This window comes from uncultured Tenacibaculum sp. (assembly GCF_947498805.1).
Classification (GTDB): Bacteria; Bacteroidota; Bacteroidia; order Flavobacteriales; family Flavobacteriaceae; genus Polaribacter.
The window spans coordinates 22,230-47,688 of the sequence record NZ_CANMLT010000005.1; the positions used below are offsets into that span (position 1 = coordinate 22,230).

Below are 25,459 nucleotides of genomic sequence, written 5' to 3' on the forward strand. Positions count from 1 at the left end.
AAACCATGATACAGAAAGTACAATTACAAAGCTTAGAAAAATCGTTAACTGGCGAATTATTCTTTGACGATTTACATAAAAACATATATGCTACCGATGCTTCGGTATATCGTAAGATTCCTTTAGCTGTTGCCTATCCAAAAAACAAAAAGGATATTCAGCAATTGATTGAATTTGCCACAAAACATCAAACGACTTTAATTCCACGTACAGCAGGAACTTCATTGGCTGGACAATGTGTTGGAGATGGAATCGTAGTAGACGTTTCTAAACACTTTACCAATGTTTTAGCATTTGATGAACAAGCTAAAACAATTACTGTTGAACCAGGAATCATTAGAGACGATTTAAATCGTTTTTTAAAACCATTTGGTTTGTTTTTTGGTCCAAATACCTCAACATCTAACCGATGTATGATTGGAGGTATGGTTGGAAACAACTCTTCGGGTAGTACTTCTATTCGCTATGGTGTTACCCGTGATAAAGTAGTAGCAATTGATGGTTTATTAAGTGATGGTTCTGAAGTTACCTTTGAAGAAATTTCTTCTCAAGAATTCAGAACAAAATCTTTACAAGACGATCTTGAAGGAAAAATATATAAGTCTATTTTCTTTGAATTAAGTTCTAAGGAAAATCAAGATGAAATAAAAAAAGAATTTCCAAAAGAAAGCATTCATAGAAGAAATACTGGGTATGCAGTAGATGAGTTCTTAACTTCTAATTTGTTTGGAGGAACTGAAGAAAAGATAAATCCTGCTAAATTTTTATCGGGAAGTGAAGGAACCTTAGTTTTCTCAACCGCTATTACGATTCAATTAGACGACTTACCTCCTACACAGAGTATTATGGTTTGTCCGCACTTTACTAGTGTAAATGAAAGTTTAAAAGCTACTGTTACCGCCATGAATCATAAGTTATATGCTTGTGAGTTGATGGACAAAGTAATCTTAGACTGTACAAAAAATAACCGAGAACAATCCAAAAATCGTTTTTTCTTACAAGGAGATCCAGAAGCTGTATTAATGTTGGAAGTTTCTGCAAAAACTATCGAAGAAGCAGAAGTTTTAGCTGACAAACTAATTGAAGATTTAAAAGTTAATAACTTCGGATATCACTATCCTAAAGTATATGGTGAGGATATTGCCAAAGTACATTATTTAAGAAAAGCTGGGTTAGGTTTATTAGGAAATATTGTGGGCGACATGAAAGCTGTTGCATGTATTGAAGATACAGCTGTTGCATTAGAGGATTTACCAGAATATATCGAAGAATTTACCCAAATCATGGATAAATACCAGCAAGAAGCAGTTTATTACGCACATGCTGGAGCTGGAGAATTACACTTACGTCCGATCTTAAATTTGAAAAAGCAAGAAGATGTAGTGCTATTTAGAAAAATCACTACAGAAACTGCTGAATTGGTAAAAAAGTACCAAGGTTCTTTTAGTGGTGAACACGGAGATGGAATCGTACGTGCTGAGTTTATTCCATTGATGATTGGAGATAAAAACTATGAATTGCTAAGGCGTATAAAAAAAGCATTTGACCCAAATAATATTTTTAACAAAGGAAAGATTACAGATGCTTTTCCTATGGATCAAAGCTTGCGTTATGTAGTAGACAGACAAGAACCTGAAATAGAAACCATTCAAGATTTTTCAGATAGTGAAGGTATTTTAAAACTTGCTGAAAAATGTAATGGTTCTGGTGACTGTAGAAAATCTCCAGAGGCAGGTGGTACTTTATGTCCTAGTTATAGAGCAACCAGAAATGAAAAAGAAACTACAAGAGCTAGAGCAAATACTTTAAGAGAAGTACTTACCAATAATACCGCTAAAAACAAATTTGACTCTAAAGAATTAAAACAAGTTTTAGACTTATGTTTAAGTTGTAAAGCTTGTGCTACTGAATGTCCGAGTAATGTTGATATTGCTTCAATGAAAGCAGAATTCTTATATCAATATCAAGAAACAAACGGATATTCTTTTAGAAGCAAACTCTTTGCAAACAATGCAAAATATAATAAACTAGGAAGTAAGTTCCCAACCCTAACCAACTTCTTTACCAATACAATCGTTGCAAAAAAAGTAATGGGAGTGGCTACCGAGCGTTCTGTTCCTAAACTTGCAAAACAGCCTTTAGAAACTTGGTTAAAAAATTATCAAACAAAAGCTAGTAATAAGACTGTTTATCTTTTTAACGATGAGTTTACCAATTATTATGATGCCGAAATTGGAAAAGATGCTGTCACTGTTTTAGAAAAGTTAGGATATGAAGTTAAAGCGATAGCTCATGAAGAAAGTGGACGTAGTTATATTTCTAAAGGATTTTTAAAAGAAGCCAAAGAAATTGCAAATAAAAACGTAGCTACTTTTAAAACTTTAATCTCAGATCGAACTCCTTTGGTTGGAATTGAACCTTCTGCTATTTTAACTTTTAGAGATGAATACATCCGTTTAGCAGATGATAAAGCGAGTGCTGAAAACATTTCTAAAAATACATTTACTATTGAAGAGTTTTTAGCTTCTGAACATAAAAAAGGAAATATAGATACTTCTTTATTTACATCTGAAAACAAAGAATTAAAAATACATGGACATTGCCATCAAAAAGCACTGTCTAGTACGCATGCTTCTTTTTCTATATTAAATATTCCAAACAACTATAAAGTTACCATTATGAATACAGGGTGCTGTGGTATGGCGGGTTCTTTTGGATATGAAAAAGAACATTATAAGGTAAGTATGCAAGTTGGTGAAGATACCTTATTTCCAAAAGTTAGAAACTGTTCAGAAACTACAGAAATTGTAGCCGCAGGAACCAGTTGTCGTCATCAAATCTATGATGGAACCAAACGTATTGCTAAGCATCCTATTACTATATTGAAAGAAGCCTTATCTTAGGCAAATGCAAAATAAGAACAAAATTACATCTATGCTTTCCCTGATTATTGCAGGGGAAGCTATTTTTTTATTACCTTTTATCTTAATGCGTGTTTTTAAACCGGTAATTAGAGAAGCTTTTTTAATTACAGATGCACAAATTGGAGAAGCTCAAGCCTTATATGGTATTACTGCTGTCATTTCATATTTCTTTGGAGGTTTTATTGCTGATAAATGGGAAGCCAAAAAACTTCTTACACTTTCATTAGGGCTTACTGCACTCGGAGGAATATGGATGCTTTTGATTCCTTCTATTACTGGATTAAAATTATTGTATGCATTTTGGGGTGTATCTACCATCCTTTTATTCTGGGCCGCTTTAATTAAAGCTACCAGACAATGGGGGAATGAGAATAACCAAGGATTGTCATTTGGACTATTGGATGGAGGTCGAGGTTTTTTTGCAGCGACTACCGCCCTATCTGGTGCAGCAATTTTAAGTTTTTTCTTTCCAAAAAGCGGAACAATAACTCTTGAAGATAAAGTAACCACTCTACAATATATTATTGGAGCAATTACCATAATTGTAATAGCTGTTGCGGTATTTGTTTGGTTTTCATTACCTAAAACTGAAGTACAACCTGAAGACAAAAAAGAGTTTCAATTCGACTTTAAAAAAGCCTTATTACTCATTATTCAACCTAAAGTAATTTTTCATTCATTAATTATTTTTTGCGCCTACTGTGCTTATAAACTTACAGGTACCTATGGTACCTATGCCAAGGATGTTTGGAACTATTCTTTAGAAGAAGCTACTTATTTTGCCGTATTTATTCAATATTTAAGACCTATTGCTGCTATTTCTATTGGCTGGATTGCAGATAAGTTTATTCCATCTAAATTAATCATTCCTTGTTTTACTGTTTTAGTAATTACGTCTTCTATACTAGGTTTTATGGGGAACGTTCCTTTTTATGTATCCTTTACCACTTTTGTTTTTATGGCTTTTGGAACCTATGCTTTAAGAGGTTTATATTTTGCTATTATTGAAGAGACCAAAACTCCAATACAACTTACAGGAACTTTGGTGGGAATTATTTCTGTTGTCGGATTTACCCCAGATATTTTCATGTCGCTTTTTATTGGTTACATGTTAGGTGAAAACCCAACAATTACCGAATATCAAAATTTATTTTCTTATTTCTCAATTATTCCTATCGTAGGTTTGTTAGCTACCATTGGCTTTAAAAAAACTTCAATTAGACTATAGAAAAGCACCATCAAACTTTTTTCTAATTGATTTTCAGTAAGTTATTTCGTATATTTAAGGTGTAAATCATTTTAAATACACATTTATGTCAAGTACCAAAATAATCATCAACAATGCCTTATTGATTTTTGGAGGGATTGTTGGGTTCTTTTTCTTGATGAAAATTTTTGGATTAGACAATGTTTCAGAACTTCGTTTATTAAATTTTGTTTTTGTGCTATGGGGTATTAACCGAGCTATAAAAACAAACATTAATATCAACAAAGAAACATTTTATCTAAACAATCTTTCTATTGGAATAGGAACCTCAGTATTGGCAGTTGGATTAACCGCATTTGGTTTAATTATTTATGTAGATTATATAGATAATTCTTTTCTATCTGTTCTAGAAGATTCATTTTTCTGGGGAAGTAACCTCACATTACCATTAGTTGTTTTTGCCTTACTTATAGAAGGAATTGCCTCTTCGGTAATATGTTCATTTATTTTAATGCAGTACTATAAAAACATCAAAGTAAATAGTACATCTATAGCTTAGAACTTCGTTTTCATTCTTATTGATATAATTGTCTTAAGAGATACTATTTATAGTTTTTCTTAAGACAATTTTACCTTTATTATCGAGGTAAAAATACCTCAGCCATCATGCAACGTGCACTTCCTCCACCACAAGTTTCAATGGTTTCTAAAGAGGAATGTACTATTGGATTATGCTTTTCTATTTTATTGAGTTGTTCTTTACTAAGTGAATTATAGGCAGAGGAACTCATCACCAAATAAACTTTATTGTCAGCTCCCTTTACTTGCAACATATTTCCAGCAAATTGATTTACTTGCTTTTCAGAAATAGCAATTACCTCTTTTCCATCTGTTTTTAAATGCTTTAATACATTTTTCTTTTCCTTTTTATCATCAATCGCATCTAAACAAACGACTGCAAAGGTTTCTGCAACACACATCATTACATTAGTATGATAGATTTCTTCTCTGTTACCTTCCACAGTTTGATTTGCAGTAAAAACTAAAGGCGTATACTCGAAATCTTCACAAAACTCAATAAAAAGTTCTTCATCTGCTCTTGGAGATAAAGCACAATAGGCTTTTCTATGCACTCTATCTAAAACCATACTTCCCGTTCCTTCTAAAAAAATCTCTTCCTCTTCCGCTTCAGAATAGTCTACTACATTTTCAATAGTAAAACCTTTTTCTTCTAAAATTTCTAAAGCATCTTCTCTACGTTCTAATCGACGATTTTCTGCAAACATCGGATAAATTCCCACATCACCATTTTCATGAAAAGAAATCCAATTATTAGGAAACAACGCATCTGGAGTATTTGGTTCCTTGGTATCTTCTATTACCACTACTTCTACCCCAACAGCTCTTAACTTTTCAACAAAAACATCAAATTCTTGTTGCGCTTTTGCATTAATTGACGCCGGTAACATTCCAGATAATTCTTGTTGATAATAATTATTTACCGCCGTTTGCTCATTCATCCTGAAATTAGCAGGGCGAACCATTAATATTGTATTTGTAGTTTGTTGCATAATGCGAAGGTATAAGAATTATTGTTACAAAGCATAAACATTTATGAAGGAAGTATATTTAAACTTAGCACTTTAACAATCGTAACATTTTTGTATCTTGCCCCACTGCTTATGATACAATTTATACTAAATAATCAACTAATAAAGACATCTGCACATGCAGGTATTACATTACTTGATTTCATTCGAGACAACAAACAATTAAAAGGTACAAAGATAGGATGTAGAGAGGGTGACTGTGGCGCTTGTACTGTTTTAGTTGGAGAATTAAAAGATAACAAAGTAACCTACCAAAGTAATACATCATGTATTTCTCCTTTAGGAAATGCTAATGGTAAACATATTGTTACTGTAGAAGGAATTAATCTTCCTAATGAGTTAAATACAGTACAAAAAGCCATGACCGATAACTATGCAACCCAATGTGGTTTTTGTACACCAGGTTTTGTGGTTTCTATGACTGGATATGCTTTAGAAAACAATAAAGCTACCTCTTGTAATGATGCTATTAGCGGAAATATTTGTAGATGTACAGGTTATAAATCAATTGAAAAAGCTGGATTCGCGGTAGAGGAAAAACTACAGCAACAAGATGAAAATCATGCATTGGCTTGGTTAATTAAAGAAGGATTTGTTCCTAACTATTTTGATACCATTCCTGAAAGATTATCGCAACTTCAACCAAAAACTTTCGAAAAGTCAGGAGTAAAAGTAGCTAACGGAACCGATGTATATGTTCGTTATGCAGATCAAATGGCGGAAGAAGATGTACATTTATTAACCGATCAAAATGCTTTAAAAGGAATCTCTTTTTCTGAAGGAGTATGTACTTTAGGAGCCAATACAACAGTTACTGAAATAGCTGAAAGTAAAAAGCTACAAACGGTATTTCCAAAATTAAAACAGTTTTTAAAACTAGTTTCTTCTGAACAAATTAGAAACATGGGAACTATTGGAGGTAACTTTGTAAATGCATCTCCTATTGGTGATATGTCTATTTTCTTTTTAGCTTTAAATTCTACCTTGACTATTCAAAAAGAAGATGGAAGCGAACGACAAATTCCTTTCCAAGAATTTCATCAAAATTATAAAGTATACGATTTACAGGACAATGAGATTTTAAAAGACATTTCTTTTAAAGTTCCTCAATCAAATGATAAATTCAACTTTGAAAAAGTAAGTAAACGTACACATTTAGATATTGCTAGTGTAAATGCCGCTGGAAGAATAACTGTTGAAAATGACCTTATCACTGACGCTCATTTTTCTGTAGGAGGTACAGCAGCCATTCCTAAGTATTTATCTAAAACCAACGAGTTTCTTATTGGAAAAACGATCAATTCTGAAACGGTTAAAGAAGCAGAAGCTATTTTACAATCAGAAATCTCACCGATTAGTGATGTTAGAGGAGCTTCAGAATACAAACGTTTGTTAGCAAAACAGTTGTTCTTTGCACACTTTATCGAGTTATTTCCAAAGCAAGTTGAACTTAAAAAACTGATGGCCTAATGAAAACAATGAAGAATATTGACAGTTTTACACATGTTCGAGGAGAATCATTGTTTGTTGATGATTTAATGCTACGCCAGGATACCTTATTTGGATTGGTGTTTGATTCGCCAAAAGCACATGGAAAAATAAAATCAGTAGACTATTCTAAGGCAGAAGCTTTAGAAGGAGTTGTAAAGATATTTACTTACAAAGACGTTTTAGGAGAAAACCAAATCGGAGGAATTATTCCTGATGAACCTCTTTGGGCAGAAGATGAAGTACATTTCTGGGGGCAACCTATTGCCTTTGTCGTTGCAGAAAGTGAAGCTATCGCCAAAAAAGCAAGAACTTTAATTAGTATTGATATTGAAGAACTTCCTGTAATCACTACCGCAAAACAAGCGAAAGAAAAGCAAAGTTTTATCAATGCTCCACGTTCTTTTAAACTAGGAGATGCTACTACTGAATTTGCGAATTGTGATTATGTGTTTGAAGGAGAAACTTTTTCAAACGGACAAGAGCATTTATACCTTGAAACACAAGGATGTTATGCAGTACCCCAAGAAAACGGAAACATCAAATTAACCTCATCTACTCAAGGACCTACGGCTGTTCAAAAAACAGCTGCAAAGGTATTAGGAATACCAATGCATAAAATTGAAGTAGATGTAATTCGTTTAGGTGGTGGTTTTGGTGGAAAAGAAGATCAAGCGACACCTTGGGCAGTAATGACTGCCGTTGCTGTACAACACCTAAATCGCCCTGTAAAATATATGTTAAATCGACATGATGATTTACGAATGACCGGAAAGCGTCATCCATATTCATCATTTTATAAAATCGGTTTAACCAAAGATTTAAAAATTAAAGCTTTTGAAGTAGAGTTTTTACAAAACTCTGGAGCAGCAGCAGATTTATCTCCTGCCATTGCTGAGCGAACTTTATTTCATGCTACTAATAGTTATTTTATTCCTAATGTAAGTACTACGGTATATAGCTGTAAAACAAACTTACCTCCTAATACGGCTTTTCGTGGATTTGGAGGTCCGCAAGGAATGTTTGTTATCGAAAGTGCTATTGCAGATGCTGCAGCACAAATTGGAATTAACAGACGACAAATTCAAGAAGCTAATTTACTAGCGGAAAACGATGAGTTTTCATACGGACAAATCGCTACAGAAGTACAGGCTCAAAAAGCTTGGTTCTCTGCCAAAGAAAAATTCGAATTCGAAAAATTAGAGCAAGAAGTAGCTCAGTTCAACCAAGAAAATGAGTTATTTAAAAAAGGAATCTCTTTAATGCCTATCGCATTCGGAATTTCTTTTACAAATACTCCTATGAACCACGCCAGAGCTTTGATACATATTTATCAAGATGGTAGTGTAGGTGTTTCTACGGGAGCTGTTGAAATGGGGCAAAGTGTAAATACTAAAATGCTACAAGTAGCACAATCGATTTTAGGTATTTCTGCTAACAAAGTAAAGCTAGAAACTACCAATACCACCCGTGTTGCTAACACCTCTCCTACTGCGGCGAGTTCTACTGCAGATTTAAATGGTAAGGCTGTTGAAATGGCTTGTAATTCATTAGTAGAACGATTAACTACGGTTGCTGCGGATATGCTTTCTACACAAGAAACAAATGTTTCGTTTAAAGAAGATGCCGTTTTTGTTGACAATACCAAAACAGATATTACTTGGGAAGTATTAATTGCTGAAGCTATGCTGCGTCGTGTTGCGTTGTCTGAAAATGCGCATTATGCAACACCAATCATTCACTTTGATAAAACTAAGGAAAAAGGACATCCTTTTGCTTATCATGTATACGGTACAGCAATTACAACGGTAACGGTGGATTGTATTCGTGGGAATTATGAAATCGATAGTGTGAAGATTGTACATGACTTTGGAAAATCAATGAATATCGGAATTGATGTTGGTCAGGTAGAAGGAGCTTTAGCACAAGGTATTGGTTGGATGACTATGGAAGAGATTGCCTATAACGATGATGGACGTTTGCTTTCAAACGCTTTATCAACCTATAAAGTTCCAGATATCTTTTCTGCTCCGAAAACGGTAGATACCATTCCATTAGAAACAGAAGGAAATCCTTTAGCTATTCAAAAGTCAAAAGCTGTAGGAGAGCCTCCTTTAATGTATGGTATTGGAGCTTATTTTGCCATTCAACAAGCCGTAAAAGAGTTTAATCCGAATTATAAATTAAAGTTCCACGCACCTTTTACACCTGAAAAAGTGTTGATGAGCTTATACGAGAAATAGGAAAGTTATCAAACTACAATACACGCGACATAATATAATTAGAGGTGCTATTATTTATAGTACTGGTGATACCATTGCTTCCTTGTTATTAAACGAATTTTCTATCTATAGATTAATCGGAATGATACTCATTGGAACAACGGTATATGCTTTTGAAATTCCTAATTATTTTGCTTGGATCGATCGAAAAACAGGTGGTTTAAATGGTATTCAAAAAACACTGGCCAAAACAGGATTGGCAATTGCTTATTTCAATCCATTATGGATATTCAGGCATTTAGCTTTTATTAAACTATTTTCTGGAAATTACGAGCAAATAAATAGCGGATTACTATTAGTTGCCCTTTGGTCTTTTTTAGCAAATATTCCTATTTCGTTTATAGCGAATTTTATCATTCAAAATAAAATAAAACTAGATTGGCGCTTTTTAGCCAGTGCAATATTCTCTGCACTCATGGCTATTTACTATGCCCTAAGTGAAACAATTTTTAATTAGCGTCATTGCGAGTAAAACGAAGCAATCTTTTTAAAGAGATTACTTCACTACGTTCGTAATGACAGATTATAAATAACAATGAAATTCTGGCAATACATACACGATAAACTTCAACAACAACAAAAAGTATTAGTTTTAACGGTCATTGAAAACTTTGGTAGTTCACCAGGGCGCAAAGGTTTTAAAATGTTAATTGCCGAAGATGGATTTATCTATGGTTCTGTAGGTGGTGGTGTTATGGAATTTGCTTTGGTGGAAGAAGCTAAAGAGTTATTACAAAAAGAAAACACACCTCCTTTTATCAAAAAACAAATTCATAAAGGAAACATCAAAGATGGATCAGGAATGATTTGTTCTGGAGAACAAACGGTGGCTTTTCATTGTTTAAACAAACAACATATTTCTGTTGTTGAGAATCTTATTAACTGTCTAAAAAGTGGCGCAAAAGGAACACTTTCTTTAACTCCAGATGCTTTTGACTTTAGTACCGCCCAAATTTCTGCACAATTTGATTATCAAATAAACGACAAAGAAGATTGGTTTTTTAAAGAACATATCGGGTTTAAAGAAACTCTTTATATTGTTGGTGGTGGACATGTTGGAGTGGCTGTTTCAGAGCTTTTTGTAAAGTTAGGGTTTTATGTAGTTGTTTTTGATAATAGAGAAAACCTCAACACTTTAGAAAATAACCAAACTGCTCATAAAAAAATGGTCATTGATTATAACGATATTGAAAACTATATTGACACTTCTTCAACCAGTTATGTAGCCATTATGACCAACAAATATACCGATGACAAATTAGTATTAAGTAAGTTAATACATCATAACTATGGTTTCTTAGGTGTTTTAGGTAGTAAGGCTAAATTACATACCATGTGGGAAGTTTTACAAAACGAAGGTGTTACACTTGCACAATTAGAAAAAATACATGCACCTATTGGACTCTCTATCAAAAGTGAAACTCCAGAAGAAATTGCGGTAAGTATTGCTGCTCAAGTTATTCAGGTGAAGAACCAAAATAGAGTTTAACCGTTCTCAAAAACTTCTTAATAAACAGCTATTTAATATATTTGTCTTAAAAAAGAAAAATTTCATAGAAAAAGAAGATGAATAATAAATTGTTTATAGTACTCATAAGTCTTTTAGTATTAACAGGTCTTATTGGTTTTAGTATCACCTTATTTTCTAAAGAGCTTGATATTGTTAACCTAGGACAAACTATGTTTCATTTTGGATTTATGATTGGTGCTATACTAGGAGGTATTATGTTGCTTGTAAACGGAACATTTGTAAAAACTAAATATTTCCGATTTGCCAAAGGATTTTTTTCTATTGTAATTATAGGAGCTTTGATAAGAATAATGCATTGGTCATCATACGCAAATATTTTAATTTCCTTAGGATTAATTGGTATTATGACCTCTTATTTTGTTAGTTTTTTGAAAAAACCAATCAAGAAAAGACTAGATTATTTGAAACTAACTTGGGTTATTGTGAGCTATACACTCGTCATTTTATCGTTGTTGCATCTAATAAAAAAAGAATACACAAATTTCGGTTCTTATCTACTATGGTTGACGATCCTGGATTTTATAGTTGTTCAAGTAAAAAGTAAACCTTTACTCAACCCTAAAAACTAAATCAACATGTTTTGGAAAAGAAAAAATAAACTACCAATTACGCCAGAAGATAAAATCTGGGTTGACGAAGATCTTAATTGGCTGAAAGAAGAACTTGGAGAAAAACATTTCTTGGAAATAAAAACGGTTACCCCCACCAAAGATTTTTATAACAGAGATTTTGATGGATCAGAACAAGATGCTCACTTTGTTTTAAAAAGAACTATGGAATTAATGAGTATTGGCAATATTGACATTAAACTAGAATTCTTTGATGATGACGTTGTAGAAATGGAGGATGGAAGTATATTATCAACACCTGCAGAAGGTATCGGAGGAAGTTGGGAAAGTGCAGCAGGAACCTATGAAATAAATCAAGATGAAGAAATTATTATATCTATTGAAACTCAACAGCTAAAAGACCCAATCTCTTTAATTGCCACTATTTCACACGAATTGTCGCATCAGATTCTATTAGGCGAACAAAGAATAGAAGAAAATGACGAGTTCTTAACGGACTTGACCGCTATAACCTATGGCTTTGGGATTTTTATTGGGAATTCACGCTTTAACTTTTCTCAATTTGCTACTAATGATGGACATGGTTGGGAATCATCAGGGCAAGGCTACTTACCAGAACAAATTATTGCCTATGCTATGGCTTGGTTATCTAAAGAACGAAATGAGAATACAGAGTATTCACAGTATATGAAAAAGTCTGTCAAAAAATATTTCAACAATAGTTTTGAGTATTTAACTTAGTAAAATGAACGAACAAGAAACAGATATAGAATTTTTAGTTGCAGCATTTACCTATTCATATGCTTCTATGAACCAAACCTTTTATTTAAGAAAAAGAGATTTAAAGGTAATTGGTGTCCATATATTCGATTATTCCCTAATATCAGAATGTGAATCAGATTATGAAACTGGTTTAACCAAAGAAGAAGAAAGAGATATTAAAGAAGCCATTATTGCTAACGAAAAAGGTTATGACACTCATATTTACATTCCTAGGTTAACCAGAGAGCAAAGGTTTCAAATCATGGAGGAGTTTATCAATATTAGTAACTCTTATAAAGAGAAACTCTTAATCAATAAAGAAGAGCTAATTCAATCCTCTCAAAAATATAGTTCCGTTTTTTATAAAAAAGGAATTAAACCTGGAGTTGAAATGGAATATCTTACTAATGGAATCACTGATGAGAATTTTAAATCCGAATGGACCGATTTTTATTTTGCCAAAACTAGACCTATTGCCCTAGAATGGTTAGAAAAACAAAAAAGAAGTTTGCAACAAAACACATAACACAAACTGAAGTATTACAAACCATAAATGAAAATAGATAAGTTAGAAATACCATTAAAAATACTTTGGATAGGATCTACAATATTTTCCGTATATATTTTTAGTTGGTTTACTTTCTTCACAACTTTTGGTATTCTTTTTAAAGAGACAAATTCTATTTTTAATGTACTACTTCCTAATATTGTAAGCATTGGAATTGTAATGCTACATACAAAAGAAATTGTTATTGGATATAGACCTGCGTCTTATCGTAAAAACTTGATATCACTTAGTATTTTCTCTGTAATCATTTTAGTTTTAATATTACTTCAAATACCACAATTTGAATTCTTGTTTGGAGATTCTACTTATAAATATTGGGAAATAACCATAACCTATATGGTAATTTTAGCTTCCTATCTGGGAATTATTATGAATAGAATTTTAAAAATGAAGGAACTAAATAAATCATCTTAACTAAAAACACTATGAAAACAGAAACAAACTTAATTAAAGACTATTTAAATGAGTTATTAGCATATGATTGGAATAAGTTTAATGATCTAGATTTTTTACAACAATTAACTTCATACAATTTATTAATTAATAAATTTATTCAAATCATTGACGAGCATGAAAAAATAAGCCCTATTCTTTTTAAAAAAATAACAAAACCTTATGAGAGTCGTTTTAAAAACCTACTAATCAAAGGAAAAAACTTACATCATTTCCCTCCATCTATCGATAATAAAAATGGGACTCCTATAATTAACTCTGAAGGAACCTTTATTCTATATCGATTAGAAAGCATTTTAAAAGACTTAGAATATGAAAAAATGAAAAGCAATTCTAAGTGCAACTGTAAATTAGCTCTAACATATAACAAGTCTCCTGACTATGAAAATATGGAAAAGATTGGTTGGATTAATGATCATTACTATCTCCCTGAAATTTATATATGTACCATCTGTGATTTTAAATGGTCAACTTTCATCTTAGATGATAGTTCAGGGAGAACTGTTTGGGAACAACCGGATTCTGAAGACTTAAAAAGTATTATTTATGATAAGTAATATTTCACGCTACTTTTTTTCACAAACACTCCACTAAAAATTTAAAACTATCTCTGTAACCTCATTTGATTTCTAATCGTCCAAAGACAAAACTTAGAAATCAATCATGAAAAGAACACTTTTTATACTTTTTGTATCTACGCTACTACAAGCTGGAGTTATAACAACCTTTGCACAAAACAGCTCGTTATATACTAAAATAGACAACTATTTAACTGCAGGAGTTGAGAACGGATTTTCTGGCGCCATTGCCCTAGTAAAAAACGGAGAAGTCATTATTAACAAAGGATATGGCTATGCTAATAAAGACACACAAACACTTAATAATCCGAATACTATTTTTGACATTGGTTCCAACACCAAACAATTTACTGCAACTGCTATTTTAAAACTAGCAGAACTAGGAAAGCTTGAACTAACCGATTCTATAGCAACCTATTTTAAGAATGTTCCGGCAGATAAACAAGGAATTACGATTCATCAATTATTATCACATTCAGCTGGTTTTGTAGATGCCATTGGTCGTGATTTTACAGAAATTTCTCAAGAGGATTTCTTTCAACAGCTTTTTGCCACCAAACTACTATTCGAACCAGGAACGAAATACGAATATTCAAATACAGGATATAGTATCTTAGGAAGAATCATAGAGCTTACTTCTGGACAGCCTTATGAGGTCTTTTTAAAGGAACAATTGTTTATCCCTGCAGGAATGCATCAAACAGGATACTTATTACCTACATGGAACAGCAAACAAATTTCACGCAGCTATAATAGAGGTATTTTAGAGAGTGACTCCCCTATTCTAAGATATCAAAAAGACAAAGGACTTAATTGGCATTTGAAAGCCAATGGAGGTATCAATGCTACTCAGAATGATCTCTTACTATGGTACCAAGCATTAAAAACTAACAAAATTCTCTCAAAGACTTCCTACCAAAAACTCATAACCCCGCATATATCTTATGGTAACGGAAAATATACATACGGATATACCTACGGATGGACTCATAGAGTGCTCGATAATAAAATGAAACGATTGGCACACAACGGATCTAATGGAGCTTATTCACATAGTATTATTTGGTTTCCAGAAGAAGATATTTACATTACCTATGCCACAAACGCTAACAGCGATAATGTAGAGTTTATTGCCTATACAATTACGAGAATGTTATTGGATGAGAATTATACTCCTAAACCAATTAAAAACAACATATATGCTTTTATAATGAGGTATGTAGAGCAAAATCCTTTACAAACCTCCAACAACCTCATCAAACTATTGAAAGAACAATATTCAGAAGAGTTCAATAAACGACCATTAAATACTATTGGGAATTTATTACTTCAGAAAAACAAACATGTTGATTGGGCCATTGAGCTTTTTAAACAAAACATGGCACTAAATCCTCAAGACGGAAACCTATGGGATTCTTTAGGAGATGGGTACAAAGCAAACCAGCAAAAAGAAGAAGCCATTAAAGCTTATCAAAAAGCAGTTTCTTTGGGATATAAAGATGCTCAGCAAAAGTTAACAGCATTACTCACTAAATAAAACACTGATGAATCTATTGGAACAACTGTTTTCTAATAGATTCATTTTCTTTTAGTAATTTAGGATCATAACATTTTATTTATTGAAGAAGAAAAGCTTCGACAAGGTGATTTTTCTTTTATTAAATCAGATGCTGGATAAAAGTTACAATGAAAAAACTACTGTATTTACTGCTTTTGATCTCTTGTACCGTTCAAGCTCAAGACATTTTATTTGTTGGCAATAGCTTAACCTATTATAACAACATGCCAGAAATTTTAGAATATATAGCCGAAGAAAGCGGAGTTCAAATACAAACTACCAGCTTATGTTCTCCAAACTATGCTATTATTGACCATTTAGATAGTGGAAAGCTTCAATACCTATTGAAAAAGCAATCTTTTGATTATGTAATTATTCAGCAAGGCCCTTCTTCACAAGCCCAAGGAAAACAAATGTTGTTAGCAGATGGTGCTAAAGTAAAAGCTCTTTGTAATGAATCTAAAGCTCAACTTGGATATTATATGGTTTGGCCTTCCCTTCAGTATTATTATACTTTTGATAAAGTGATTGAAAACCATACCCTAGCCGCTCAAAAAAATAAGGCGCTTCTTTTTCCTGCAGGAGTGGTTTGGAAAAAATACAATACTTATAAAAGTAAGACCCTGTTGTATGATTATGATAATTTTCACCCTTCCAAAGCAGGAAGCTTTTTAGCAGCACTCACAATATTTCATACCTTATATCCTAAAAAAAATCTTTACCAATTACCCCATGAAAGCTATTCAAATTGGGTAAGCGATAAAGATTCTTTTCAATTGATGATTCAACTAGTAAACGATCTTTAATCGTATTTCTACTTAGAAGTTTTTAATTCGATCAAAGGTAATTTCATTAAAGTCTGAAATCACTTTTTGTGCTAGTTCATAGTTTTGTTCTTTTGAATGTGTGCTTTTATATCCTACACAGTAAATTCCTGCATCATAAGCTGCTCTGATTCCATTTGTAGAGTCTTCAATAACCATACAATGTTCTCTATTTTCTTCTGCTATTTCTGCAGCTCTAATAAATATTTCTGGGTGTGGTTTTGATGCTTTTAAATCTGCTCCACTTATTTTTCCTTTGAAATACGGATTCAAATCAAATCGATCAAAAACACTGTTTATGGTAAACATAGATGCCGAAGATGCCAATACCAAGGTTACTCCGTTATCGTAATAGTTTTTAATCAATTCAAAAACACCTGGAATTAGTTGTAGATCATTGGTATCAGCAAAAAAGAGCTCTTTAAAAAAAGCTCTCTTATAGGCTACCAACTCTGTTGGTGCTAAGGATAAGTTAAATCGATCTACTAAATCTTCGCAGATCTGTATGGTAGATTGTCCTGTGTAAGAATTGTATAATTCGCTTGAAACGTTAATTGCTACTTTTTCAAACATTAAATGATATGCTTTCTTATGAAGTGGTTCGGTATCTACGATTACTCCGTCCATATCAAACAATACTGCTTTTAAAGCCATGGTTTTAGTTTTGTGTTGTGGCCGATAAAAGTAGTTAATTGTTCTTTAATTTTCTTATTTTCCTTCACATTGTTCCAATACTTTTTCTGCTCTGGCAACATCAAATCTTGGATAAAACTTAATTGTAATTTCTTCTTTCTTTCCTAAGTCAATTGCTTTTTGAATACTCTTACAAAAAGGTTTGGTTGGCTGTCCAAAAAAACGTGCTGCACCCATATCTGACTCTGCTTTACTTAATATTACACGTGGATTTTCTGGTGCTAATTCAAATGCTTTCTTGTATAAACCTACATTCTTCATAGACATGGTCATTCCATATTTTTGTCCGTCAAATGCCATATACGCAACATTTAATAAAGCCTGACGAATTAATATTTCTGGGTTGTCTGGTGATAGCGCATTTGCAGCATCTAAAAATTCTTGCGCTTTGTTTAGTTTAGCTATTAATTTAGCTTCTTCCTTTATTTGAAATGCATCAATAATTTCAATAGTAGCAGCATAATATGGTGGTAACCAATTTTCTTTTTCAGCATTGGCAATTCGTTCAAACAACTGACTTGCTTCTTTGGTTTTATTGGCTCCCCAAAGCTCAAACGCTTTACTCATTCCCTTTTCATACTGTGTTTGTGCCGATACTTGTATTGCTAATACAAATACAATAAGTGTGATTATTTTTTTCATTTTTAATTGATTTTAGACATTACAATTCCTTGAAAGCAATCTGTATGGTTTAGATTACCTAGTAAGTTGTTCGAAAGTTCGAATCAACTAATTGTAATGTTGAATGATTATTTTAGGTTAGTTTAGTTTACATTAATTGATACCTCGGTGTCTTTATCGACTAAAAACTTAGCATCTTTATATTTTGGAGGTCCCATAAAGCCTTTGGCATCATTTGACATCCCAATTGGTTCTTTAGGAATTCCGAAAATTCTAGTATCCATTTTCTTATTATCGTTTTCATCATGAAAACATGAAATCGCATATTCTCCTTTTGGAATATTCTCAAAAACTGCTTCGGCTGTTTTATTATTTACCTTAACAATGCTTCCTTTAAAGGTCTTTTTTAAAAACTCACCCTCTTTATTATATAAAGCCACATATAAATCTCCTTTATCAGACTCCATACCAGAGAACTTTGCTGTGATCGTAAACGTTTCTTGAGCTACAGAGGTTAGTATTCCTCCAATAACACATATTCCTATTAAAAATAATTTCTTCATATCTTTTGTTTTGATGATTCAAATATCTTGTATAATCCTTGTTTTAAATAATATAAATTACTCAACTGTTATTTTTTCCTACTGAGTTGTTAAAAGTTTATCTATTTCCTTAATCACTTCTTTTGTTTCTAATTTTAATGCATCTAAATGATCTTGTTCCGATTCAAAAAAAGTTTTCGGTGCTTTCGCATTTTCATATACAATTTTTGATTGTGCTATAGGTATAGATTTATCAACCTTACCATGAATAATTAGCTTAGGCACATTTGTAATTTCTTTTATTTCTTCTTTTGATGGATACATCTTTCCTAAGGCCATATCAATATATGTATGTGCTTCTTTAGGAGCATATATCTTTGCTACATCTGCAAACGATGCAAAACCTCCATCTAAAATTAAGCCATTTATTTCTTTTTGGTGTTTATTTGCAATATATGTTGCTATTTGACATCCTAAAGATGCTCCATATACTATTAGTTTCGTATTCTTAGTAGCTGAGCTATGCTGTACTCTCTGAAAAAACACCTCAGCATCTTGCTTAACATTTACATGTGTTGGTTTTCCTGTTGATTTTCCATATCCTCTAAAATCTACCGCATATACTTGATACCCATTTTCTACCAAAGGTTTGATCATATAGGTATATGTTGAAATATTTCCTCCAGCTCCATGAAAAAATAACACTGTTGCTTTTACCTTGTTAGCAGGTTTGAAAAAAACGGAATGAATAGTGTCATTTTCAACAGGAATAAACGATTCGGTAAATGGTACTTTAACTTCTTTCCAATCTTTCTTCGGAAAGTAAAACTTTTCATCGAACTGAGCATTTGCTACTTGGTAAAATAAGATGAATACTAATATGCTAACTTTTTTAAATACTTTCATTTTCTTTAGTTTTTCTTGTGATGTTTAATGGTATGCTGGTATCTATTCTTCTTATAAATTATTTAACTGATTGTCTTTTTTGTTATCGCTAATCGTCCAAAAGAATCCTACAAAAAAGAAGCTATCTGCTGCAGGTACTCTTGCTTGTCTTTCGAACATACCATTTGCATTTGGAGTATTTTTATAGTTATATCCAAATACATTTTGAGTTCCTAATACATTGTTTACTGAGAAGTATAAAATCTTTTGCTGACTTAATAAATAGGCCCAGTTAAAACTCACCGAATTATAATTCTTTGTTTGTTGATTTAAAAATCCATTTACATTTGGATTGGTATAAGTTCTCCCCGAGGCAAAATTATAACTGATTCCTAACTGGCTTTTCCATTTATCTACCCAATACTTTCCTACTACAGATAAATTGTGTTTTGACGCGAAATTAGGTGTTGCTTTTACAGGATAGTTTTTAAAATCTCTTTCGGTATCTAAATAAGAATACGAAACCCAATAATCTAAGTTCTTCACATTTTTTCCGTCTCTCCAAAAAACATCTATTCCTTTTGCAAAACCACTTCCTAAGTTTGTAAAGTTGGTGGTAGGTAATACTCTTTCGGTGTCATACTTTACCAAATCCTTGTAATCTTTATAATATCCTTCTATTCTAAATATTTGTTTGTTTTTTACATACTGATAGTTTGCAATAAAGTGTGTTGTATTTTCTGCTTCAAAATTAGAACTGAACTTTAAATACTCATTTCGTGGATTTTGATAAAAGCGTCCATATGCTAAAGAAAACTGACTATTCTCCCCTGATTTATAGGCTATAGATGCTCTTGGTGAAATTGTAAATTGATTTAATAATTCTGAATTTTCTACACGTACTCCTATTTTAGTTGCTAACTTTTTTGAGAAGAAAATATCGGCCTCAGCAAAACTTCCGAAGATATTATTGTCAAACCCATAATTTGCATTTCCGTTTGAAGTACTTTTATATGCTTCTGTAAAATTGGTCACGAAATATTCTGATCCAAAACTTAATTTAAATCTATTTGAAAAACGTTTGCGTAATTTTACTTTAAAATGGGCTGAATTCTCATTATCAATAATTTGATCATCAAAGATGCCAATTTTTGAATTATCGTTGGTAAATGAAGCTCCTCCAGAGATTGTCCAGTCATTTGCTAATCGATGCTTATAGGAACCGTTGAAATATAAGTTTCTATTTCTTAGTGCAAACTCGAATCCATTTTCAAAATTGATATCTTCCTGTATTAAGTCGAAATTAGAATAGCTGAACGCCCCGTATAATTTTAACATGGCATCGTCATTTACTTTATATCGGTATACCATTTCTCCACTCGATGCTTCAAAAGGTTTTCTCCATGTATTTCTATCTGGAAACAATTCTAAATACGGTTGTAGATTGATATAGGAAGCGTTTACACTCAATGAGTTTTTTCCAAATAACTGTGTATTTCCAACACCAACACCTACCGTCATAAACGCTAAATCTGTTTTTTCTTGTGTCGGTTCATCAACTGTATTTAATAATAAAACACTCGATAATGCTTGTCCGTATTCTGCTGAATATCCTCCTGTAGAAAATGTAATTCCTTTAAATAAAAACGGTGAATACCTACCACGTGTTGGTATATTGTTTGTAGTAGGGGTATATGGTGTAAACACACGAATTCCATCAATAAAAATTTGCGTTTCCTCTGCACTACCTCCTCTCACAAATAAACGACCGTCTTCGGCAACAGTAGAGGTTCCTGGTAATGTTTGTAATGCTCCGACAAAATCACCCAAAGCACTTGCTGTAGTAACAACATCTAAAGGTTTTAATGCAGTTACTTTGGCATTATCTCCTGCTTCAAAGGTTCCAGCATTGATATTTACTGCATCTAAGGTATTTACATCTTCCTTTAATTTTACTTGTAAACTCTTTAATTGAGAAACATCTCCTGTTTTTACAAAAGTTTCAAAAGAAATGAATGAAACTATTAAGGTTTGATTTCCTTTTTCTGAAGTGCTAAAAGAAAAACTTCCATCGGCATTGGTAGAAACCCCATCGTAGGTACCATCTAAATATACATTTGCTCCTTCAATTACATTTCCTTTTACATCGGTAACTTTACCCGATATGGTTGTTTGTGCGATTAAAAAACTACAACTAAAAGCGATTAAAATGTTTACTATTTTTTTCATTGTTTGGTCTATTTACACTACAAAAGTGTAGCAGAAAAAGAATAAATTCTAAAAGAAAGTTCCCAACTGTATTATTTCTAGGATGAACTGTCGCAAAAGTATTTTTAAGCTTTATATTGGCTTTTACAAATCTTGCTTTTTAATTGACAAATCTTGCTAAATTACCTAAGTATGTTGTATTTTTACTTTAGTTATAAAGATTCAGATGTCACACGATTTAAGCGATTATAGAAAGTCTTATGAAAAGGAAGAATTACTAGAAAGTAATTGTCCTGAGAACCCAATAGAATTATTTAGAAATTGGTTTTTAACTGCCGATGAATCGGAAATGGTTGATGAAGCCAATGCCATGAATATTAGTACGATTGGTTTAGATGGTTTTCCTAAAAACCGCATTGTATTACTCAAAAAATACACATGGGAAGGTTTTATTTTTTACACCAACTATAATTCTGAAAAAGGAAAAGCGATCTTACAAAACGATCATGTTTGTTTGTCTTTCTTTTGGCCAGGATTAGAACGTCAGATTATTATTAAAGGGGTTGCAGAAAAAGTAGCCAACAATTTATCGGATGGTTATTTTGAATCTAGACCAGACGGAAGTAAATTAGGTGCTTGGGCTTCTAATCAAAGTACTGTGGTTGCTTCTAGAAATGAGTTAGATACCAACTTAAGTAAATTTGAAGAACATTTTAAGGGACAGGAAATTCCAAGACCAGAACATTGGGGTGGATTTATTGTTAAACCTGTTTCTATTGAGTTTTGGCAAGGACGTCCGAACAGAATGCACGATCGTATTCGTTATTCTTTAGAAAAAGATTTTTCTTGGAAACTTGAACGTTTGGCTCCATAATTTTATATTTACATATCGTTTTTAACTAAACAATGAAAACATTATATATAGTACGTCACGCAAAATCATCTTGGACTTATGATAGCGTAAAAGACATTGATCGTCCTTTAAAAGAAAGAGGTATCAATGATGCTCATTTAATGTCTAAAATATTAGCTAAAGAAATTAAAAAACCTGATGTTTTTGTTTCTAGTAGTGCAAACAGAGCTTTGCATACTGCTGTTATTTTTTGTGAAAACTTTGGTTACCCTCTTTCAAACTTGCAAATTAAACGCCAATTATATAGTTTTAGCGACGGATACTTGGTAAAAACCGTGAAAGCTTTAGATGATAGCTTTGATAGTGCTATTATTTTTAGTCATGACCATGGTATTAATACATTTGTAAATAAATTTGGTAGTAAACCCATTGCACATGTAACCACCTGTGGTGTCATTGGTATTCAGTTTGAAGAAAAACATTGGAAAAACATTAAAAAAGGAACTACCTCTTTAATTGAATTTCCTAAATATCATAAATAAAAGATTCTCATTTTGAAAATAAAGAAGTTCGGAGCTATAGACATAGGATCAAATGCTGTAAGATTATTAGTAGCAAATGTTGTTGAGGAAAAAGACAAAGAACCTAAATTTAAAAAATCATCATTAGTTCGTGTTCCTATTCGTTTAGGAGCTGATTCCTTTGTTGAAGGACATATTTCTGAAAATAACATTCATAGAATGGTTGAAGCAATGAAAGCTTTTAAATTGTTGATGAATGTGCATGGTGTAGAAAAATACAAAGCTTGTGCTACCTCTGCTATGAGAGAGGCTTCTAACGGACAAGAAGTAGTGGCTAAAGTTTTAAAAGATACCGACATTGATATTGAAATTATCGATGGTAAAAAAGAAGCAGCCATTATCTCTTCTACAGACTTAAACCAATTAATAGAATCTGATGCTACTTATTTATATGTTGATGTAGGTGGTGGTAGTACCGAGTTTACCTTGTTTTCTAACGGTAGAATTGTCAATTCTAAATCTTTTAAAATTGGTACCGTTCGTTTAATCAATAATAAAAAATCTGAAAACAAAGCCTTGTTTAAAAAAGTTCAGCAATGGATTGAAGAAAATACTAAAGACTTTAAGCGTATTTCTTTAATTGGTTCTGGAGGTAATATTAATAAGATCTTTAAAATGTCGGGTAGAGAAATGGGAAGACCTATTTCTTATATTTATTTAAATGCCCAATATCAGTTCTTAAAAAAGATGTCTTATAAAGAACGAGTTTCAGAATTAAGTCTTAATCCAGATAGAGCTGATGTAATTGTTCCTGCAACAAAAATTTATCTTTCTGCCATGAAATGGAGTGGTGCAAGAAAAATTTACGTACCTAAAATAGGACTGTCTGACGGAATCATCAAAAGCCTATACTACAATAAGTTAAAATAAAATTTTAACACTTTTTAACATTTACATATTTTTCTTATATTTGGGTAAATGTGACTTTTTTCCCTCTTAAGTGTCATATTGAAGAAAGCTAAATAATCATTAATTTAATTTTATATTCATTATGAAAAAACTATTATTAGGGGCATTAGTAGTTACAAGTGTATCTGCTTTTTCACAAGATTTACCACAAAACCCAGAGCCAGGAAAATGTTATGTACGTTGTAAAACTCCAGAAGTTTGGCAAAACCAAGATGTAACTATTGAAGTAGCACCTGCATACAAAAGGATTGTTACACATCCTGCAGAGTACAAAACAGTAACTGAAAGAGTAATGGTTAAAGAAGCTGGACAACGTTTAGAAGTTGTACCTGCTGTTTGGGAAAATAAAGTAGTAACATATACTGCCAAAGAAGATGCTAACAGATTAAGAGTTATCAAAGCAACTTTTAGTCCTGATGAAGAAACTATTGAAACAAAAGCAGCTTCTGCACGTTGGGAGATGAGCGAAAAAGCTCCAGATTGTGAGTCTAGTGATCCTAACGATTGTAGATATTGGTGTTATAAGCCAACTCCTGCAACATTTGTAACGATTCCTATTACTAAATTAAGTAATGATGCGAATACTCAAAAAATTTCGGTACCAGGTTTTGAAAAAACATATACGAAGAGAGTAATGGTAACACCACCAACGACTCGTTCTATCGAAATTCCTGCAGTATATAAGGAAATTAGAAAAACTGTTTTAGTAAAAGATGCATGGCAAGAAGAGATTACTGTTCCTGCGAAGTTCAAAACTGTTACTAAAGAAGTATTAATCAACAAAGGAGGATTAACTACTTGGAAAGAAGTTGAGTGTGAATTATTAACGTATAACCCATTACCAATTAACTGGAACTTAGGAAGTGCTACCTTAACTTCTGCGGCAAAAAGATTAATTGATTCTAGATTATTACCAGTATTAAAAGATGGTGTTCAAGTAGAGTTAGCTTCTCATACAGATTCTAGAGGTTCTAAAGCTTCTAACTTAGATTTATCTGAAAGAAGAGCACAGTCTGTAGCAAACTACTTAATGTCTAAAGGAATTAACGCTAGTCAATTAGTTGCTAAAGGATATGGGGAGTCTAAATTAAAGAACAGATGTTCTGATGGTGTTACTTGTACGGAGGCTCAGCACAGAGTAAACAGAAGAACTGAATTTAGAGTAATTAACCAAAAATAATATTACCTAAATCTAACAGAAAATCAATCAAAAAAAACCGTTGCAATTGCAACGGTTTTTTATTTTATATAGCTTTCAAAAAAGGGATAATAATATTCGGTTAAGATTAATCCTTTTTTAATTCCTAATACTTTTTGCTTGTGATTTAAAACAAGTATCGTTGGATAGGAAGACACTTTAAATTGCTTTACCAACTTTTTGTTTACAGCCAGCTTTTCTTTTGTAACTAAATCTTGGTTCATCGGAATATCTGCTTCATACAATACAAAATGCTTTTTGGACAAATCTTTAAATTTTGTCGCACTAAAGAGTTCTTTGTCTAATTTCTTACAAGGACCACACCAATCTGATCCCTTAAAATACACTACCAATGGTTTCTTTTCCTTTTTAGCCTGTTTTAAAGCATCTTTATAAGAAAGAGACCAAATGGTTTCTTCCGGAGTTTGCTCCTCTTGTTCTTGTGCATATGCCCAACTACTTGCTATGAAGAAAAATGTTAGTAATACTACTTTTTTCATGTATACTTTCTTAGATGTTTTAAAAGTAACAAAAATAATACCAAATAAAGTGACTCTTTTTATACAACTGTGTCTTAAGTAGTGTAATTAGTTTTCAAATACTATTTATTTGATA

Annotated in this window: 25 protein-coding genes; 18 read left to right on the forward strand and 7 right to left on the reverse strand. The window is 32.3% G+C overall.

The annotated features are described in order from the left end of the window. Positions 1-5: 5 nt before the first annotated feature. The 3 genes from Q0873_RS10640 to Q0873_RS10650 all read left to right on the forward strand — a co-directional run bounded on the left by Q0873_RS10640 (position 6) and on the right by Q0873_RS10650 (position 4,690). On the forward strand, positions 6-2,903 hold the full coding sequence (locus Q0873_RS10640; protein ID WP_299106976.1) for an FAD-binding and (Fe-S)-binding domain-containing protein: 2,898 nt from the start codon (positions 6-8) through the stop codon (positions 2,901-2,903). A 31-nt stretch (positions 2,904-2,934) separates the two neighbouring features. After that, positions 2,935-4,152 carry an MFS transporter gene (locus tag Q0873_RS10645; protein WP_299106979.1) on the forward strand — a complete coding sequence of 406 codons (1,218 nt, stop codon included), beginning with the start codon at positions 2,935-2,937 and terminating at the stop codon, positions 4,150-4,152. A gap of 85 nt (positions 4,153-4,237) precedes the next feature. Then, a complete protein-coding gene (locus tag Q0873_RS10650) occupies positions 4,238-4,690 on the forward strand; it encodes a hypothetical protein (protein ID WP_299106981.1) in 453 nt (150 codons plus the stop codon). A 79-nt stretch (positions 4,691-4,769) separates the two neighbouring features. Here the strand turns inward: Q0873_RS10650 and ctlX are convergent, their stop codons facing one another. Next, positions 4,770-5,702 carry a citrulline utilization hydrolase CtlX gene (gene ctlX / locus Q0873_RS10655; protein ID WP_299106983.1) on the reverse strand — a complete coding sequence of 311 codons (933 nt, stop codon included), beginning with the start codon at positions 5,700-5,702 and terminating at the stop codon, positions 4,770-4,772. A gap of 111 nt (positions 5,703-5,813) precedes the next feature. Between ctlX and Q0873_RS10660 the strand changes: the two genes are divergently transcribed. The 11 genes from Q0873_RS10660 to Q0873_RS10710 all read left to right on the forward strand — a co-directional run bounded on the left by Q0873_RS10660 (position 5,814) and on the right by Q0873_RS10710 (position 16,336). Then, positions 5,814-7,211: an FAD binding domain-containing protein gene (locus Q0873_RS10660; RefSeq protein WP_299106985.1), complete on the forward strand. Its 1,398-nt coding sequence runs from the start codon at positions 5,814-5,816 to the stop codon at positions 7,209-7,211. Positions 7,212-7,219: 8 nt separating this feature from the next. Then, positions 7,220-9,472, forward strand: a complete 2,253-nt coding sequence (locus tag Q0873_RS10665) for a molybdopterin cofactor-binding domain-containing protein (RefSeq protein WP_299106987.1) — start codon at positions 7,220-7,222, stop codon at positions 9,470-9,472. A gap of 121 nt (positions 9,473-9,593) precedes the next feature. After that, on the forward strand, positions 9,594-9,968 hold the full coding sequence (locus Q0873_RS10670; protein ID WP_299106989.1) for a hypothetical protein: 375 nt from the start codon (positions 9,594-9,596) through the stop codon (positions 9,966-9,968). 78 nt (positions 9,969-10,046) lie between these two features. Then, positions 10,047-11,000, forward strand: coding sequence for an XdhC/CoxI family protein (locus Q0873_RS10675; protein ID WP_299106991.1), 954 nt, complete (start codon positions 10,047-10,049; stop codon positions 10,998-11,000). A 77-nt stretch (positions 11,001-11,077) separates the two neighbouring features. Continuing rightward, on the forward strand, positions 11,078-11,611 hold the full coding sequence (locus tag Q0873_RS10680) for a hypothetical protein (protein ID WP_299106993.1): 534 nt from the start codon (positions 11,078-11,080) through the stop codon (positions 11,609-11,611). A 6-nt stretch (positions 11,612-11,617) separates the two neighbouring features. Then, entirely contained in the window at positions 11,618-12,352 is a 735-nt protein-coding gene (locus Q0873_RS10685; RefSeq protein WP_299106995.1) for a hypothetical protein, read from the forward strand. Between the two features lie 4 nt (positions 12,353-12,356). Beyond that, complete coding sequence (locus tag Q0873_RS10690) at positions 12,357-12,899, forward strand: hypothetical protein (RefSeq protein WP_299106997.1); 543 nt, start codon at positions 12,357-12,359, stop codon at positions 12,897-12,899. A gap of 27 nt (positions 12,900-12,926) precedes the next feature. Further along, positions 12,927-13,355 (forward strand): hypothetical protein, encoded by a 429-nt coding sequence (locus Q0873_RS10695; protein ID WP_299106999.1) that lies wholly within the window; start codon positions 12,927-12,929, stop codon positions 13,353-13,355. An 11-nt stretch (positions 13,356-13,366) separates the two neighbouring features. Further along, complete coding sequence (locus Q0873_RS10700; protein ID WP_299107000.1) at positions 13,367-13,951, forward strand: hypothetical protein; 585 nt, start codon at positions 13,367-13,369, stop codon at positions 13,949-13,951. Between the two features lie 106 nt (positions 13,952-14,057). After that, positions 14,058-15,509 (forward strand): serine hydrolase, encoded by a 1,452-nt coding sequence (locus Q0873_RS10705; RefSeq protein ID WP_299107001.1) that lies wholly within the window; start codon positions 14,058-14,060, stop codon positions 15,507-15,509. Between the two features lie 149 nt (positions 15,510-15,658). Next, entirely contained in the window at positions 15,659-16,336 is a 678-nt protein-coding gene (locus Q0873_RS10710) for an SGNH/GDSL hydrolase family protein (protein ID WP_299107002.1), read from the forward strand. A 12-nt stretch (positions 16,337-16,348) separates the two neighbouring features. Here the strand turns inward: Q0873_RS10710 and Q0873_RS10715 are convergent, their stop codons facing one another. The 5 genes from Q0873_RS10715 to Q0873_RS10735 form a co-directional block, all read right to left on the reverse strand. Further along, entirely contained in the window at positions 16,349-17,008 is a 660-nt protein-coding gene (locus Q0873_RS10715; RefSeq protein ID WP_299107003.1) for an HAD-IA family hydrolase, read from the reverse strand. A gap of 54 nt (positions 17,009-17,062) precedes the next feature. Next, complete coding sequence (locus Q0873_RS10720; RefSeq protein ID WP_299107004.1) at positions 17,063-17,689, reverse strand: hypothetical protein; 627 nt, start codon at positions 17,687-17,689, stop codon at positions 17,063-17,065. Positions 17,690-17,811: 122 nt separating this feature from the next. Continuing rightward, complete coding sequence (locus Q0873_RS10725) at positions 17,812-18,231, reverse strand: DUF2141 domain-containing protein (RefSeq protein ID WP_299107005.1); 420 nt, start codon at positions 18,229-18,231, stop codon at positions 17,812-17,814. 78 nt (positions 18,232-18,309) lie between these two features. After that, positions 18,310-19,116 (reverse strand): alpha/beta hydrolase, encoded by an 807-nt coding sequence (locus tag Q0873_RS10730; protein ID WP_299107006.1) that lies wholly within the window; start codon positions 19,114-19,116, stop codon positions 18,310-18,312. A gap of 51 nt (positions 19,117-19,167) precedes the next feature. Next, entirely contained in the window at positions 19,168-21,324 is a 2,157-nt protein-coding gene (locus Q0873_RS10735) for a TonB-dependent receptor (protein ID WP_299107008.1), read from the reverse strand. A 205-nt stretch (positions 21,325-21,529) separates the two neighbouring features. Here Q0873_RS10735 and pdxH point away from each other — a divergent pair, with 205 nt between their 5' ends. The 4 genes from pdxH to Q0873_RS10755 all read left to right on the forward strand — a co-directional run bounded on the left by pdxH (position 21,530) and on the right by Q0873_RS10755 (position 24,826). Then, entirely contained in the window at positions 21,530-22,177 is a 648-nt protein-coding gene (gene pdxH, locus Q0873_RS10740; RefSeq protein WP_299107010.1) for a pyridoxamine 5'-phosphate oxidase, read from the forward strand. A gap of 32 nt (positions 22,178-22,209) precedes the next feature. Next, entirely contained in the window at positions 22,210-22,698 is a 489-nt protein-coding gene (locus Q0873_RS10745; RefSeq protein ID WP_299107012.1) for a histidine phosphatase family protein, read from the forward strand. Positions 22,699-22,707: 9 nt separating this feature from the next. Beyond that, positions 22,708-23,607 carry an ethanolamine ammonia-lyase reactivating factor EutA gene (locus Q0873_RS10750; RefSeq protein ID WP_299107833.1) on the forward strand — a complete coding sequence of 300 codons (900 nt, stop codon included), beginning with the start codon at positions 22,708-22,710 and terminating at the stop codon, positions 23,605-23,607. A 121-nt stretch (positions 23,608-23,728) separates the two neighbouring features. Further along, positions 23,729-24,826, forward strand: coding sequence for an OmpA family protein (locus tag Q0873_RS10755; protein WP_299107014.1), 1,098 nt, complete (start codon positions 23,729-23,731; stop codon positions 24,824-24,826). 59 nt (positions 24,827-24,885) lie between these two features. Here the strand turns inward: Q0873_RS10755 and Q0873_RS10760 are convergent, their stop codons facing one another. Beyond that, positions 24,886-25,344: a thioredoxin fold domain-containing protein gene (locus tag Q0873_RS10760; RefSeq protein WP_299107016.1), complete on the reverse strand. Its 459-nt coding sequence runs from the start codon at positions 25,342-25,344 to the stop codon at positions 24,886-24,888. Positions 25,345-25,459: the final 115 nt, after the last annotated feature.

Bases quoted from the DNA above. Each gene is read 5' to 3' on its own strand.
- Q0873_RS10640 (WP_299106976.1), top strand. From the start codon at position 6: ATGATACAGAAAGTACAATTACAAAGCTTAGAAAAATCGTTAACTGGC.
- Q0873_RS10645 (WP_299106979.1), top strand. From the start codon at position 2,935: ATGCTTTCCCTGATTATTGCAGGGGAAGCTATTTTTTTATTACCTTTT.
- Q0873_RS10650 (WP_299106981.1), top strand. From the start codon at position 4,238: ATGTCAAGTACCAAAATAATCATCAACAATGCCTTATTGATTTTTGGA.
- ctlX (WP_299106983.1), bottom strand. From the start codon at position 5,702: ATGCAACAAACTACAAATACAATATTAATGGTTCGCCCTGCTAATTTC.
- Q0873_RS10660 (WP_299106985.1), top strand. From the start codon at position 5,814: ATGATACAATTTATACTAAATAATCAACTAATAAAGACATCTGCACAT.
- Q0873_RS10665 (WP_299106987.1), top strand. From the start codon at position 7,220: ATGAAGAATATTGACAGTTTTACACATGTTCGAGGAGAATCATTGTTT.
- Q0873_RS10670 (WP_299106989.1), top strand. From the start codon at position 9,594: ATGATACTCATTGGAACAACGGTATATGCTTTTGAAATTCCTAATTAT.
- Q0873_RS10675 (WP_299106991.1), top strand. From the start codon at position 10,047: ATGAAATTCTGGCAATACATACACGATAAACTTCAACAACAACAAAAA.
- Q0873_RS10680 (WP_299106993.1), top strand. From the start codon at position 11,078: ATGAATAATAAATTGTTTATAGTACTCATAAGTCTTTTAGTATTAACA.
- Q0873_RS10685 (WP_299106995.1), top strand. From the start codon at position 11,618: ATGTTTTGGAAAAGAAAAAATAAACTACCAATTACGCCAGAAGATAAA.
- Q0873_RS10690 (WP_299106997.1), top strand. From the start codon at position 12,357: ATGAACGAACAAGAAACAGATATAGAATTTTTAGTTGCAGCATTTACC.
- Q0873_RS10695 (WP_299106999.1), top strand. From the start codon at position 12,927: ATGAAAATAGATAAGTTAGAAATACCATTAAAAATACTTTGGATAGGA.
- Q0873_RS10700 (WP_299107000.1), top strand. From the start codon at position 13,367: ATGAAAACAGAAACAAACTTAATTAAAGACTATTTAAATGAGTTATTA.
- Q0873_RS10705 (WP_299107001.1), top strand. From the start codon at position 14,058: ATGAAAAGAACACTTTTTATACTTTTTGTATCTACGCTACTACAAGCT.
- Q0873_RS10710 (WP_299107002.1), top strand. From the start codon at position 15,659: ATGAAAAAACTACTGTATTTACTGCTTTTGATCTCTTGTACCGTTCAA.
- Q0873_RS10715 (WP_299107003.1), bottom strand. From the start codon at position 17,008: ATGGCTTTAAAAGCAGTATTGTTTGATATGGACGGAGTAATCGTAGAT.
- Q0873_RS10720 (WP_299107004.1), bottom strand. From the start codon at position 17,689: ATGAAAAAAATAATCACACTTATTGTATTTGTATTAGCAATACAAGTA.
- Q0873_RS10725 (WP_299107005.1), bottom strand. From the start codon at position 18,231: ATGAAGAAATTATTTTTAATAGGAATATGTGTTATTGGAGGAATACTA.
- Q0873_RS10730 (WP_299107006.1), bottom strand. From the start codon at position 19,116: ATGAAAGTATTTAAAAAAGTTAGCATATTAGTATTCATCTTATTTTAC.
- Q0873_RS10735 (WP_299107008.1), bottom strand. From the start codon at position 21,324: ATGAAAAAAATAGTAAACATTTTAATCGCTTTTAGTTGTAGTTTTTTA.
- pdxH (WP_299107010.1), top strand. From the start codon at position 21,530: ATGTCACACGATTTAAGCGATTATAGAAAGTCTTATGAAAAGGAAGAA.
- Q0873_RS10745 (WP_299107012.1), top strand. From the start codon at position 22,210: ATGAAAACATTATATATAGTACGTCACGCAAAATCATCTTGGACTTAT.
- Q0873_RS10755 (WP_299107014.1), top strand. From the start codon at position 23,729: ATGAAAAAACTATTATTAGGGGCATTAGTAGTTACAAGTGTATCTGCT.
- Q0873_RS10760 (WP_299107016.1), bottom strand. From the start codon at position 25,344: ATGAAAAAAGTAGTATTACTAACATTTTTCTTCATAGCAAGTAGTTGG.